The sequence below is a fragment of the Alsobacter sp. genome, from assembly GCF_059501845.1.
Window position 1 is genome coordinate 25,101 of the sequence record NZ_JCACDK010000013.1, and the last position, 12,306, is coordinate 37,406.

At 68.0% G+C, this 12,306-nt stretch carries 11 protein-coding genes; 2 read left to right on the forward strand and 9 right to left on the reverse strand.

The annotated features are described in order from the left end of the window. The first annotated feature begins 317 nt into the window (after positions 1-317). Both AC5JCN_RS10805 and AC5JCN_RS10810 read left to right on the forward strand, forming a co-directional pair. Positions 318-1,067 (forward strand): ABC transporter ATP-binding protein, encoded by a 750-nt coding sequence (locus AC5JCN_RS10805; RefSeq protein WP_495755061.1) that lies wholly within the window; start codon positions 318-320, stop codon positions 1,065-1,067. Continuing rightward, positions 1,064-2,692, forward strand: a complete 1,629-nt coding sequence (locus AC5JCN_RS10810; RefSeq protein WP_495755062.1) for a hypothetical protein — start codon at positions 1,064-1,066, stop codon at positions 2,690-2,692. The genes AC5JCN_RS10805 and AC5JCN_RS10810 overlap by 4 nt, the downstream gene beginning before the upstream one ends. Here AC5JCN_RS10810 and AC5JCN_RS10815 read toward each other — a convergent pair. The 9 genes from AC5JCN_RS10815 to AC5JCN_RS10855 all read right to left on the reverse strand — a co-directional run bounded on the left by AC5JCN_RS10815 (position 2,665) and on the right by AC5JCN_RS10855 (position 12,220). Beyond that, positions 2,665-3,459, reverse strand: coding sequence for an MBL fold metallo-hydrolase (locus tag AC5JCN_RS10815; protein ID WP_495755063.1), 795 nt, complete (start codon positions 3,457-3,459; stop codon positions 2,665-2,667). The two genes, AC5JCN_RS10810 and AC5JCN_RS10815, sit on opposite strands and share 28 nt — an antisense overlap. Then, on the reverse strand, positions 3,456-4,235 hold the full coding sequence (locus AC5JCN_RS10820) for a TatD family hydrolase (protein ID WP_495755107.1): 780 nt from the start codon (positions 4,233-4,235) through the stop codon (positions 3,456-3,458). The genes AC5JCN_RS10815 and AC5JCN_RS10820 overlap by 4 nt, the downstream gene beginning before the upstream one ends. Before the next feature lie 8 nt (positions 4,236-4,243). Next, entirely contained in the window at positions 4,244-5,806 is a 1,563-nt protein-coding gene (metG, locus tag AC5JCN_RS10825) for a methionine--tRNA ligase (protein WP_495755064.1), read from the reverse strand. A gap of 25 nt (positions 5,807-5,831) precedes the next feature. Next, on the reverse strand, positions 5,832-6,899 hold the full coding sequence (locus AC5JCN_RS10830) for a DNA polymerase III subunit delta' (protein WP_495755065.1): 1,068 nt from the start codon (positions 6,897-6,899) through the stop codon (positions 5,832-5,834). Further along, positions 6,896-7,576: a dTMP kinase gene (tmk, locus tag AC5JCN_RS10835; protein ID WP_495755066.1), complete on the reverse strand. Its 681-nt coding sequence runs from the start codon at positions 7,574-7,576 to the stop codon at positions 6,896-6,898. The genes AC5JCN_RS10830 and tmk overlap by 4 nt, the downstream gene beginning before the upstream one ends. After that, positions 7,573-8,769: a D-alanyl-D-alanine carboxypeptidase family protein gene (locus tag AC5JCN_RS10840; RefSeq protein WP_495755067.1), complete on the reverse strand. Its 1,197-nt coding sequence runs from the start codon at positions 8,767-8,769 to the stop codon at positions 7,573-7,575. Before AC5JCN_RS10840 ends, tmk begins: the two co-directional genes overlap by 4 nt. Before the next feature lie 88 nt (positions 8,770-8,857). Next, on the reverse strand, positions 8,858-9,973 hold the full coding sequence (locus AC5JCN_RS10845; RefSeq protein WP_495755068.1) for a septal ring lytic transglycosylase RlpA family protein: 1,116 nt from the start codon (positions 9,971-9,973) through the stop codon (positions 8,858-8,860). A gap of 317 nt (positions 9,974-10,290) precedes the next feature. Then, a complete protein-coding gene (locus AC5JCN_RS10850; protein WP_495755069.1) occupies positions 10,291-10,725 on the reverse strand; it encodes a hypothetical protein in 435 nt (144 codons plus the stop codon). Positions 10,726-10,951: 226 nt separating this feature from the next. Continuing rightward, a complete protein-coding gene (locus AC5JCN_RS10855; RefSeq protein WP_495755070.1) occupies positions 10,952-12,220 on the reverse strand; it encodes a L,D-transpeptidase family protein in 1,269 nt (422 codons plus the stop codon). Positions 12,221-12,306 lie beyond the last annotated feature (86 nt).

Consider the following 12,306-nt stretch of genomic DNA (forward strand, 5'->3'; position numbering starts at 1 on the left):
TTCGAGGGATCAGTGCCAAGGGGTTGTGGCTGTTACGGAACTCCGCCACGCCTTTGCGTTCCATAATATGTCTTATGCGAATCACGGATCTAAATTCGCGTGGCTTGCTGGGTGGCAATGGGCCGCGGCAGAGCAGACGCGCTCTAGCCCGACCTGACCGCCAAGTGCCACTCCCCTGCGCCGGTCCACACCTCCGGCTGCGGTAGCGGTCGAACCGCTCCACGCATTTTCGACAAATGCCGAAAGGCTTTGGCGAGACTTGCCCTTCATGATCCGCCGCGTCCGCAGGTTGCGGTCTGGTTGCAGATGGTGCGCGCATGACTGGCCAGGCGGCCGCCCTCGAAATCACGGGCCTTTGCAAGACCTATCAGAGGCCTGCGGTGGACAGCCTCGACCTCCGGGTCGAGCCCGGCGAGTTCTACGCACTGCTCGGTCCGAACGGTGCCGGCAAGACGACGACCCTTCGCATGGTCGCCGGGCTTCTACGGCCCGACTCCGGATCGATCCGGGTCTACGGCATCGACGCCGTTGCCGATCCGCTCGCGTCCAAGGCCATCGTGGCATGGCTCCCCGACGAGCCAATGCTTTATGACAAGCTGACGCCGCTGGAGTACCTGGAGTTCGTCGCAGGGCTCTGGTCGGTGGAGCGGCGGACGGCCGAGCAGCGGTCAACAGAGTTGCTTCAGGCGCTCGATCTCTGGAACGAGCGCGACATGCGCTGCGAGGGCTTCTCCCGCGGCATGCGCCAGAAGGTTGCGCTGGCCGGCGCCCTGATCCATGACCCCCGCCTGCTCATCCTGGACGAGCCGCTCACGGGGCTGGACGCTGCGATAGCGCGGCAGGTCAAGGACCTGCTCGTGGCCCGGTTGAAGACCGGGTGCACCGTGATCCTCACCACCCACATCCTCGAAGTCGCGGAGCGGCTTGCGTCCCGCATCGGCATCATCCGGCACGGCCGGCTGATGGCCGAGGGCACGCTCGAGGAGCTGCGGGCCGCGCGCTCAGGGCGCGCCCATACGCTTGAGGATATTTTCCTTGATCTGATGGTGTCGGAGATCGCGGCGTGAGCCAGGCGGGAAAGGTCTCCGGCCCCCCTCCCCGTGCTCCGTCCGTGGCATGGCTGGTTGGCTGGGAGCTCAGGCTCTGGTGGCGGCGGCTGTCCGGTCGCGCCAGCGGCGCCGGCCGGCGCGGCCTGTTCATCGGGCTGTTCCTGGTCGTCGCCGTCTTCCTGCACCTGCTCGGACTAGGCGCGGTGAAGCTCGTCATGCGCCTGCCGGACGATCTGCCGCCCGGCCTCGTGCTGCCGCTCGCCACCGGGGCGGCGGTTGTCCTGTGGACATTGCTGACGGCGCAGGCGCTGAGCGGCGCCACGCGATCGTTCTTCGATGCCGGCGCGCTCGACCTGCTGTTCTCGTCGCCTGTCCCGCCGCACACCGTGCTGGCCGTCCGCGGACTGGTGCTCGCCATTACCACGACGGCGCCTTTCGCCGTCTTCGTCCTGCCGATCGCGAACATGGGCCTGCTCGTCGCCGGGCCGGCCTGGCTGGCGCTCTATCCGGGCCTCGTCGCGATCGGGCTCGTGGGCACTGCGACAGGTCTCGTCCTGGCACTCGGCCTCGTGCAGGTGCTAGGCGCCCGCATCACACGCAGCGCAGGGCAAATCGTTGCCGTGATCATCGGCACCGGCCTCGGCTTCGCCGTGCAGGCGTTCAACCGGCTTCCGGTCGAGGAGAAGGTCGGTTTCCTTCGGCGCCTCACCGAGAATGCCGCCGCCCCGTCCGAGGCCGAGAGGCTTCTCTGGCTACCCGGCCGGGCATTGCTGGGAGAACCCTGGGCGGTGGCCATGCTCGTGATAGCCGGTGCCCTCGTCTTCGCGTGCACGCTGAGACTGGCGGCTGCACGGTTCGCGGATGGCCGCGCTGCGGCGGCGGCCGTGGCCGACACGGGGAAGCGCACCGCCAGGGCTCCCCGGCGCACGCGCTTTGGCACGAGCCCAGCCGCGTCCCTGCGCCGGAAGGAGTGGATGCTGCTCGTCCGCGACCCCTGGGTGCTGATGCCTGTGGCGCAGCGGGCCTTCGCGCTGGTGCCGCTCTGCCTGGCGCTGGCTGGTCTCGACCGTTCGGGAGATCTGGCACTGGCCGTCAGCGGGCCGATGATCGTCATCTTCGCCGGCAAGCTGGCGAGCGGCATCGCGTGGCTGACGCTGGCCGCCGAGGATGCGCCGGAGCTGATGGCAACGGCCCCGGTGAGTATGGCTGCGGTCACGCGCGCCAAGGTCGAGGCCGCGCTGATGGCCTCCGCCGCGCTGTTTTCGGTTCCGCTCGCTCTGCTGGCCTGGACGGATTTGCGCGTCGCCAGCCTCGCAATGGCCGGCTCGATGGTCGCAACCGTCAGTGTCACTCTTCTCGCGCTGGCCGAGCCGTCCCGCGTCCGCCGCCGCGACTTCAAGGACCGTTTCCGCAACTTCGGACCCTTCGCCGTCGCGGAACTCGCCAGCACGGGCGCGTGGGCGGCCACGACGTGGCTCGCCGTGCAGGGCTCGTGGATGGCGACCGCCGGAGCGGCCCTGGCCACCATGCTCCTCGTGGCGGCCCTGGTGAAGATGATGCAGGCGACCTCACCCGGTCCGAAGGCGCGGAGGAAGCCGGCCCCCCTGCCCGCCTCTCACGCGGTCAGCAGCAGGCCGTCATAGGCTGGCTCGACATGCGCCGGCAGGGCGCGGCGGAGTTTTTCGTAGTCAAGGTCGGTATGCAGGTTCGTCAGCACGGCGCGCCGCGGCTTCATCCGCACGATCCAGGCCAGCGCCTCATCGAGTGAAAAGTGCGACGGGTGCGGAGAGGGCCGCAGCGCGTCGATGATCCAGAGGTCCAGGTTTTCGAGGGCCGGCAGGCTTTCGTCCGGGATGGCGTTCACATCCGGCGTGTAGGCGACAGTGCCGAAGCGGAAGCCGAGCGCGTCGGTGTCGCCGTGGTGCACGCGGAAGGGGGTTGCCTGAAGCTGACCCCCTGCCCCGTCGACGACGACGTCATGACCGACAGCGATGCGGAACTCCCGGACGATCGGCGGGTAGCTGCTGCCAGGCGGCGAGACGAAGCAGTAGGAGAAGCGGCTCGTCGTCAGCTCGGAGGTCCGTTCATCCATGTAGACCGGCAGCACCCGCCTCATCGCGATCACGAGCGGCCGGACGTCGTCTATGCCGTGCGTGTGGTCGGCGTGGTCATGGGTGAGCAGGACGGCGTCGAGATGCCTGATGTCCTGCCCGAGAAGCTGCTCGCGCAGGTCGGGCGACATGTCGACCAGGACGCGCGTGGTGCCGCCCGCTCCCGTCTCCTCCACAAGGATGGAGCACCGGCGGCGACGGTTCCGGGGGTTGGCCGGATCGCATGCGCCCCAGCCACTGCCGACGCGGGGAACACCGCCCGACGAGCCACATCCGAGAATGGTGATCGTCAGGCTCATGGGCGAACCGCCTTGGAGAACAGGCGGAAGAAGTTGTCCGTCGTCCGCGCCGCCATCACTTCCGGCGAGACACTTTTCACTGCGGCGAGGACCGCGTTGGTCTCCGCCACATAGGCCGGTTCGTTGCGCTTGCCGCGGCGCGTCTGGGGCGCGAGGTATGGCGCATCCGTCTCGACGAGGAGTTGGTCGCCCGGCACCTCGGCGGCGATAGCGCGAAGCTCGTCCGACTTCTTGAAGGTCAGGATACCGGAGAACGACACGCAGAAACCCAGCGCGACGCCGGCACGCGCCAGCGACGGCCCCGACGAGAAGCAGTGCAGCACCGCCTTGAAGGGCCCGGCTTCGTGCTCCTCCTCGAGGATCCGGATCATGTCGTCGTCGGCGTCGCGGGAGTGGATGACGAGGGGGAGACCGGTGTCCCGCGCGGCGGCGATGTGCGTCCGGAACACGCGCTGCGCGATCTCCCGGGGCGCCTTGTCGTAGTGGTAGTCCAGCCCGGCCTCGCCGATGGCGACACAGAGCGGATCCGCCGCCAGCCCGGCGAGCTCGGCCGCCGCCGTGTCCGGCTCCTCTTCGGCCTGGTGGGGGTGGGTACCGACCGAGCAGAAGGTCGAGGGATAGGCTCGGGCCACGGCCAGGATGCGGTCGAACTTCGCCACCCGCGTGCAGATGGTCAGCATCGTGCCGACGCCAGCCTCGCGCGCCCGGGCGACGATGGCGTCGCGCTCGGCATCGAAGTCGGGAAAGTCGAGGTGGCAGTGGCTGTCGACCAGCATTGGAACCGTCATGCCTGGGCGGCGCCCTCTTCGGGCTCCACGTAGCGCGGGAAGATCGGCGCCGGCGCGGGCAGCACGGTGCCGGCGGACAGCTTTCCGCCCTCACCCACCTCGGCGAAGTCGCGCGCGCCGGGTGGCACCGCAAGGAGATCGAGCAGCTTGCCGGCCGCCCGGGGGATTACGGGCTGGGCCAAGATGGCCACCACGCGCAGCACTTCGGCCGTAACCCAGAGGATGGTCGCAAACCTCTCCGGATCGCTCTTGCGCTTCACCCAGGGCTCCTCGGAGGCGAAATACCGGTTCGCATCGCCCACCACGCGCCAGAGTTCCGCGAGCATGGTGTGGAGCGCGAAAGCCTGCATAGCCTCGCGGGCCTTGGCGGGAAGGCCGTAGGCGGAAGCGAGCAGCGCCAGGTCCGCCTCGGACAGCGCGGCCGGTCCGGGCAGAGTGCCGCTGAGGTTCTTGGCGATCATCGACAGTGAGCGCTGCGCGAGATTGCCGAGGTCGTTGGCGAGGTCCGCGTTGATGCGGTTGACGATGGCCTCGTGCGAGTAGTTGCCGTCCTGCCCGAAGGGCACTTCCCGCAGAAAGAAATAGCGCAGCTGGTCGACGCCGTAATGCGCAGCCAGGGTGAACGGATCGATGACGTTGCCCACCGACTTCGACATCTTCTCCCCGCGGTTGAAGAGGAAGCCGTGACCGAAGACGCGCCGTGGCAGCGGCCAGCCCGCCGACATCAGGAAGGCCGGCCAGTAGACCGCGTGGAAACGCACGATGTCCTTGCCGATGATGTGCGCGTCGGCCGGCCAGAACCGGGCGCGTGGCGCATCCGGATCGGGGTACCCAGTGCCGGTGACATAGTTGGTGAGCGCGTCGACCCACACATACATCACGTGCTTCGGCGCATCGGGGACGGGAATGCCCCAGTCGAAGGCGGTCCGGCTCACCGACAGGTCCTTCAGGCCCGAGCGGACGAAGCTCATGACCTCGTTGCGACGCTCGTCGGGGCCGATGAAGTCCGGCTGGCTCTCGTAAAGGGCGAGCAGCCTGTCCTGGTAGGCGGAAAGGCGGAAGAAGTAGCTCTCCTCCTCCACCCACTCGACCGGCGTACCGGTAGGCCCGCGGCGGACACCGTCGGCGCTGACCTCGGTCTCGTTCTCGGCGTAGTAGGCCTCGTCCCGAACTGAATACCAGCCGGAATAGGCAGCGAGATAGATGTCGCCGGCCTCCTCCATCCGCTTCCAGATCTCGGCCGAGGTCGCGTAGTGGCGCGGCTCGGTGGTGCGGATGAAGTCGTCGTTCGAGGCGTTCAGCGCCGTTGTCATCTCGCGGAAGACGGCAGCGTTACGGTCCGCGAGTTCGCGCACGGGGACGCCTTCGCGCGCAGCCGTCTGCAGCATCTTTTGCCCATGCTCGTCGGTGCCGGTGAGGAAGAAGACGTCGAACCCGTCGAGCCGCTTGAAGCGGGCAATGGCGTCGGTCGCGATCAGCTCGTAGGCGTGTCCGATATGCGGACGCCCGTTCGGGTACGAGATCGCCGTCGTGATGTAGAAGGTCGGCTTTCCCGTCATAGAAACGTCCCGGTCGGGCCGCCGATCAGCCGCGCGCGGCCCGCAACGCGTCCGAAAGGTCGGAAAAGAGGGTCAGAACCAGCGCCCGGCGGTCGAGATTATAGGCATCAGCCTCCCGAACCGCGCGCGCGATCTTGTCCCATACCTCGGCAAGGGGTGCAAGGCGGGCCGGCCCCTGCGGCGCCAGTGCCCTCGTCTGCTCGGACAGCCAGTCGAAGACGGTGTCTATGAGCGCCCGGAACAGAGCGTCGTTGGACCGCGCGGCGACGCCGTCGGCCATGGCGTGCAGCCCCGTCCAGTCGACCGCTGGAAGGAGGTCCAGCGTCTTTCGCACGTGGTCCGCGACGGCGAGCGTTTCCTCGTCGAGAATGCGGAACGCCTCCCCAACCGACCCGCCGGACAGGGCCGCCGCCCGCCTCACGGTGTCTGCATCCGGGGGCGACACCGCGGCCGCTTCCACGGCCCGTACCACGTCCGCCTCGGCGAGCGGCCGGAAGGGCAACGCGCGGCAGCGCGAGCGAATGGTCGGCAGGACGCGCCCAGGCATGTGGGCGACGAGCAGGAACAGGCAGCGGGGCGGCGGCTCCTCGACGATCTTGAGAAGAGCGTTCGAGCCGAAGACGTTGAGGTCCTCGAGACTGTCGACCAGGCAGATGCGCCAGGACCCCTCCCCGGCGGTCGATCCGAAGAACTGGACGGCGTGACGAACGGAATCGACGGGGATGGTCGCCGGAATCGATTTCTTTTCCGGATTCCAGCGCCGGCGCAGGACGAAGAGCCCGGGATGGGACTGGGCCGAGATCTTGCGGACGGACGGGTCGGCAGGGGGCACCGAAAGGTCGCGGGCGCCGGCGAGATCGCGCGCTGCGGGATCGGGATGGGCCAGAACGAACCGCGCGGCCCGGTAGGCGAAGGTGGCTTTGCCCGTACCGGGAGGGCCGCCGAGGATCCAGGCATGCGGGAAGCGGCCGGAGCGGTACGCGTCCAGGAAGGCCATCTCGGCCGCCTGCTGCCCGAACAGGACCTGCGTGTCGCGCGGGTGCCGGGCGCCTTCCGCCCTGTCGAACTCCGCGATGTCTGCGTCGCCGCTCAAGACCGGGCCTCCGGCCTGACCGTCTTCTGCAGCAGACGGTCGAGAACCAGGTTCCAGACGCTGTCGGCCACATCGTCCTCCGGCAGCGCCGCATCCACCACTGCACAGCGGTGCGGCTCGTCCTTGGCGATGCGCAGGAAGGCCTTGCGGAGCCTTTCGTGAAAAGCCATGCCCTCGGCCTCGAAGCGGTCGGCGCCTTCGGCAGCGCCCCGGCGCGAAGCGGCGCGCGCCATGCCATCGCGGGCCGGAAGGTCGAGCACGATCGTCAGGTCGGGCTTCGTGCCACCCACGACCACTTTCTCCAGCGCCGCAATCAGCTTGGGGTCGACCCCGCCAGCGGCGCCCTGGTAGGCGCGCGTCGAATCGGAGAACCGGTCGCAGACGACCCAGGCGCCGCTGGCGAGGGCTGGCCTTATCGTCTCGGCAAGATGGTCGGCGCGCGCCGCGTAGAACAGCACGGTCTCCGTTGCCGCTCCCAGCTCGGCCGTCGCCCCGGACAGGATCAGGGCGCGAATCTCCTCGGCCCGGGGCGAGCCCCCCGGCTCGCGTGTGAGCACGGCGCGGATGCCGCGCTCTTCGAGCCGCGCCGCGAGGCGGCGAACCTGCGTGGACTTGCCGGCCCCCTCCCCGCCCTCGAACGTCACGAACCGGCCGCGGCCGGACCGGCCTGGCTTCATGTCCCGGGCTTCTGCAGCTTGGAGCGGACATAGCCGAGCACGAGCTCGGTCGCTGCGTCGAAGGCCCGGCGCGTCAGCTCACCCTGTGCGGCGTCCTCGTCGGCATAGAGTGGCACTTCGAGAACGAGCGTTTCCCCCCGCATGACGCGGAGCTTTCCGACCGCGGCGCCGGCCGTCACCGGCGGCAGCAACGGGCCCTCGTAGACGATGCGGGCCGAGAGCCGCTCGGAGCTGCCGCGCGGGACGAGCACGCGCACGGGCTGCTTGGCCACCAGCCCGACCGAAGAGGGCTGGCCTCCATAGACCTTCGCTTCGCCGATCACCGAGCCGGCAGGAAAGACTTCCTTGCTCTCGAAGGAGCGGAAGCCCCATTGCAAGATCCTGCGTGCCTCCTCGGCCCGATCCTTGGCCGTCTTCAACCCGTTCACCACGACGATCAGGCGCTGGCCGTTCTGGACGGCCGAACCAACGAGACCGAAGCCGGAGTCGCCGATATTGCCCGTCTTCAGGCCATCGGCCCCGACATCCATGAACAGGAGCGGATTGCGGTTCTGCTGCCTGATCTTGTTCCAGGTGAACTCCTTCAGCCCGAAATTCGGGTAGAGGTCCGGGTAGGTCTTGATGATGTGGTTGGCGAGAAGCCCGAGCTCGCGGGCCGTCACCTTCTGGTCGGGATCGGGCATGCCCGTGGCATTGGCGAAGGTCGACTTGGTCAGCCCGAGTTCGTGGGCGCGTGCCGTCATGCGGCTGGCGAAGGCGCCCTCGCTGCCCGCGACCCCTTCGGCCACGGCAATCGCCGCGTCGTTGCCCGACATCACCGTGATGCCGGGGATGAGGTTGGCCACACGGACCTTGCTGTTGAGCTGGGCAAACATCGCGGACCCGCCGGAGGGGCCACCGCCGCGCCGCCAGGCGCTTTCGGAGATCAGGAACTCGTCGTCGAGCTTGACCTTCCCCTCCGCGATCTCATGAAACAGCACCTCGAGGGTCATGAGCTTCGCCATGCTGGCGGGCACCATGAGTTCGTCGGCCGATTTCTCGAAGAGGACCGCCCCGCTGTCGGAATCCATCAGCACCGCATAGGGCGCGATGGTCTGGAAGGCCGCCTGCTGCTGTTGCGCGGCCCCAGGAAGCGCCAGGGCGATCAGAAAGGACAGCGCGGCCAGAACCCTGCAGACACCCTCGAACCGCATGGAAAAGCCGCCTCGCCTCACCCGTCACGACAGGTGGGAACAATGACCATTTCGGCGCGCCGAAATCAACGCGTCCGAAACTGCAGGGTCAGAGGCTGGCGGCCTGCCGGCGCAGCGGGACGAAGTTCTGCTCGATCAGACCGGCGAGCGGATCATTGCCGCGCTCGAACACACTGACAATGCCGGGCTCTTCAGGCGCCGCGAACATGCTGGCGGTCGTGATCGAGCCGCGCATGACGGTACGAGGCAGAGGCATGGGTACCGGACCCTTCGTCGCCGTCGGAGCGGCCGGGACCATGCGGCCAGCCTGGCCGAGGTCAAACGGGCGGTCGGGCGGCAGCGGGACGCCCGGAGCGGGCTTGGCAGCCATGGCGCGCGGCGCCGGCGCGACGGCCTCGGCTGCCGCCGGCTCCTCTGCAACTTCAGGTTCGACGGCGGCGACAGGCTCGGGAGCCGGGCGCGAATAGGCGACCGCCGGAGCCGCGACCGGGGCGGCGCTCGCCACCTGGGTCTCGGCGCCACGCAGGCTCGCGGGCAGGCCGTCGGTGCGCAAGGTCGCGATCAGACGCTCGTCGTCGCTGCCCGCCAGCGAGGCGCGGCCGAGATAGTCGACCTTCACCTTGGCAGTGCCGAGATTGCGGAAGGACAGCGCCTCCGCGACACGCTGCGAAACGTCGATCAGGCGGCCGCCATGGTAGGGGCCGCGGTCGTTGACGCGCGCCACGATGGAGTGGCCGTTCAGCATGTTGGTGACGCGGACATAGCTCGGCAGCGGGATCGTGGGATGCGCGGCCGAGACGGAGTTCCTGTCGAAGACCTCGCCGTTCGCGGTCAGGCGCCCGTGGAAGGATGGGCCGTACCAGGATGCAAGGCCAACGGCCGAATAGTTCGGGTTTTCACGCGGCGTATAGAGCCGGCCCGCGACGACGTAGGGCTTGCCGACGATCTCACGTCCGCCACCCTTGGGAACGGGGTCGCCGTCGGCGACGACCTTCGGGCTCGCGGATACGCCGTATTTGGGATCGACTCCGCCGCCGCCCTTGGAGGCCATCTTCTGCTGCGACGCACAGTTGGCGACAAGGAGAGCGGCTGCCACCGCAAAGCCGGCGCGGATCGCGCGGCGTGCGTGGGGCTCGTACAGGCGGGGGGACTGTTTCGAAACGGGACCGGGATGATCGAGGCTGGAAGGCCGGTCTGCTGTCATCGCGTCGTCCCCAGTTTCCGCCGGGCGCCCGCACGTGCCGATGTCCGGAACTGCGGCGCCCTCTCAGCCCATGGGCCGCCTCGATATGCGGCCCACAGCGTGAACACCGGGTAAACGGTTTGCGTCGAATCCGAGCAACCCGACTCGGGATCGCGAAATGCGTCCCCGACGGTGTCCATCCCGGATCGAGAACCCTGGAGCGGCGGCGATCAAGACCGGAGTCGCTGGAGTCCCGGATTGGGACGTGGGAAAACCCACTTCTCAGCGACCCTGTGTCTCTTCCGCAACGAACAGGTCAGGAAGCCTGACCCTGACAGCTAGTCGGCGATGCGTGCAGTCCCCTTCATGCCGTCGTCGCGGACCCAGTCGATCCGGCCGGGTGCGGAACGCGAGACGGTGAAGCAGAACACCTTGCCGTCGTACCACGTCTGCCACTTCTGGCAGAGGCGGTCTCCAGAGACCCACCAACGCCCGGAGTCAGACGGCTTCAGAAACCGCCCGAGCCCGACAGCTTCGCCGGACCCGTCAACGCGCCCGTTTGGCTGGTAGTAGAGTGGAAATTCGCCGCCCAGCGGAACCGCGAGATAGATCCGCTTGCCGGCGACGGCGCCGCGCAGATCATTTCCGGAGAGCTTGCCGCTTTCCGTGTTCGCAGACGCCGGCGCACTGACCGCGGCTCCCGCCATCACGGATGCCACCGTCGCGGCACCCAATCCATGCCGCAGCACCTGACTGAAACTCCCCGCCTTCATCGCTCAATCTCCGTTCCGGCGCCTCCCAACGCTACGCCTACGCATTGGGCGTGCGTTCGGATTAGCCCTCGGTTGCTGTCGAGGGCCCCGCTTCCAGACAGAGTATACTTGCGTTGAGGAAAGCAGACGTTGATGCGAACGATGGCGGGCAGACCAGGCGCGCCCTCCAGGGCGCCCCCCAGACCAGGCCGGGCGCCCTGCTTCCAATTGGAGAGGCGGAACAACCTTACTGGGGCTGTTCCTCATCGCGCTGCATGGACGCGACCGGGACGGGGCCGACACCGTCCTTCTCGTAGATGTCGTCGCGGAACTGGGCCATGCCGTCGGGCGTGGCCCATGCGGTGATGTAGACCCAATACACCGGCACCGGCGTCGCCAGCTTGGCGTCGACGCGCTGGCCGGACTCGATTGCCTGATCGATCTGGTCGCGCGTCCAGCCCGGCGTGTCCTTCAGGAGCCAAGTCACGTAGTCGCGCACATTCTGCACGCGCATGCAGCCGGACGAGACGAAGCGGAAATCGTCGCCGAAGATACCCTTGGCCGGCGTGTCGTGCATGTAGACGCCATAGGGATTGGCGATGTTGATGCGCACGACGCCGAGCGAGTTGAAGTCGCCGCCCGGATCCTGGCGGAACATGAAATGCGTGGCCTCGTCCGAGCGCCAGTTGATCTGGGTCGGGCTGACCTCCTGGCCTTCCTTGCTGTACACCCTGATCTTGTTCTCGGTCAGGTAGTTCGCGTCGGCCTGCATCTTCGGGATGAGGTCCTTCTTGATGATCGAGGCCGGGACCGTCCAGAACGGATTGAAGTTGATGTCGACGACGCGGGTCGTCATCACCGGCGACTGGCGGTCGATCTTGCCGACGCCCGCAGCGTGGCGGGTGACCACCTGGCCGTTCTCCACGGTCTCGACCAGAGCAGCCGGGATGTTGGCCACGACGAAGCGGTTGCCGAGATTGCCAGCATAGCTGCGCAGGCGAACCACGTTGGTCTCGAGCTGCCGCAGACGCGTGTCGGCGGGCACGTTCATGGCGGTCAGCGTGGCGGCGTTCACGATGCCGGTCGGCATCAGGCCGTGGCGTTCCTGGAAGCGCTTCACACCTGCCTCGACGTAGGAGTCGAACACAGGCGAATTGCCCGCGGACTGGTCGAGATCGCCCGACGCTGCGAGCCTGCGGCGCAGGGCCACCACGTTGTTGCCCTTCTGGCCGAGGCGCAGATTGTTGACCTGCGGCATCTCCGGCCAGCCACCCTGCCCGGCAATGCCGCGGAACGTCTCGATCATCTGCTCGGTGGCGGCCAGCGTCGCAGGCGAGAGCACCGGGGTCAGCGAGCGGCCGACGCGCTGCGTGGTGGCAGCGTCATAGCTTTGCGTCCACTCCGCCTGGCTGTCGAGGTCGACCGGCGCAGCACGGACCGCGCTCGACCCTGCGACAAGAAGGGCGAGCGTGGAAAAACCGAAATCGCGGCGGGTGATCGATCTGAATGAGGCCATCGGGCGTAAGCAATCCTGTGAGTGGAGGGGACCGACGCGCGCAGACTGGACGGGCTTGGTAAACGGCCCGTTCCTACGACGCGAAG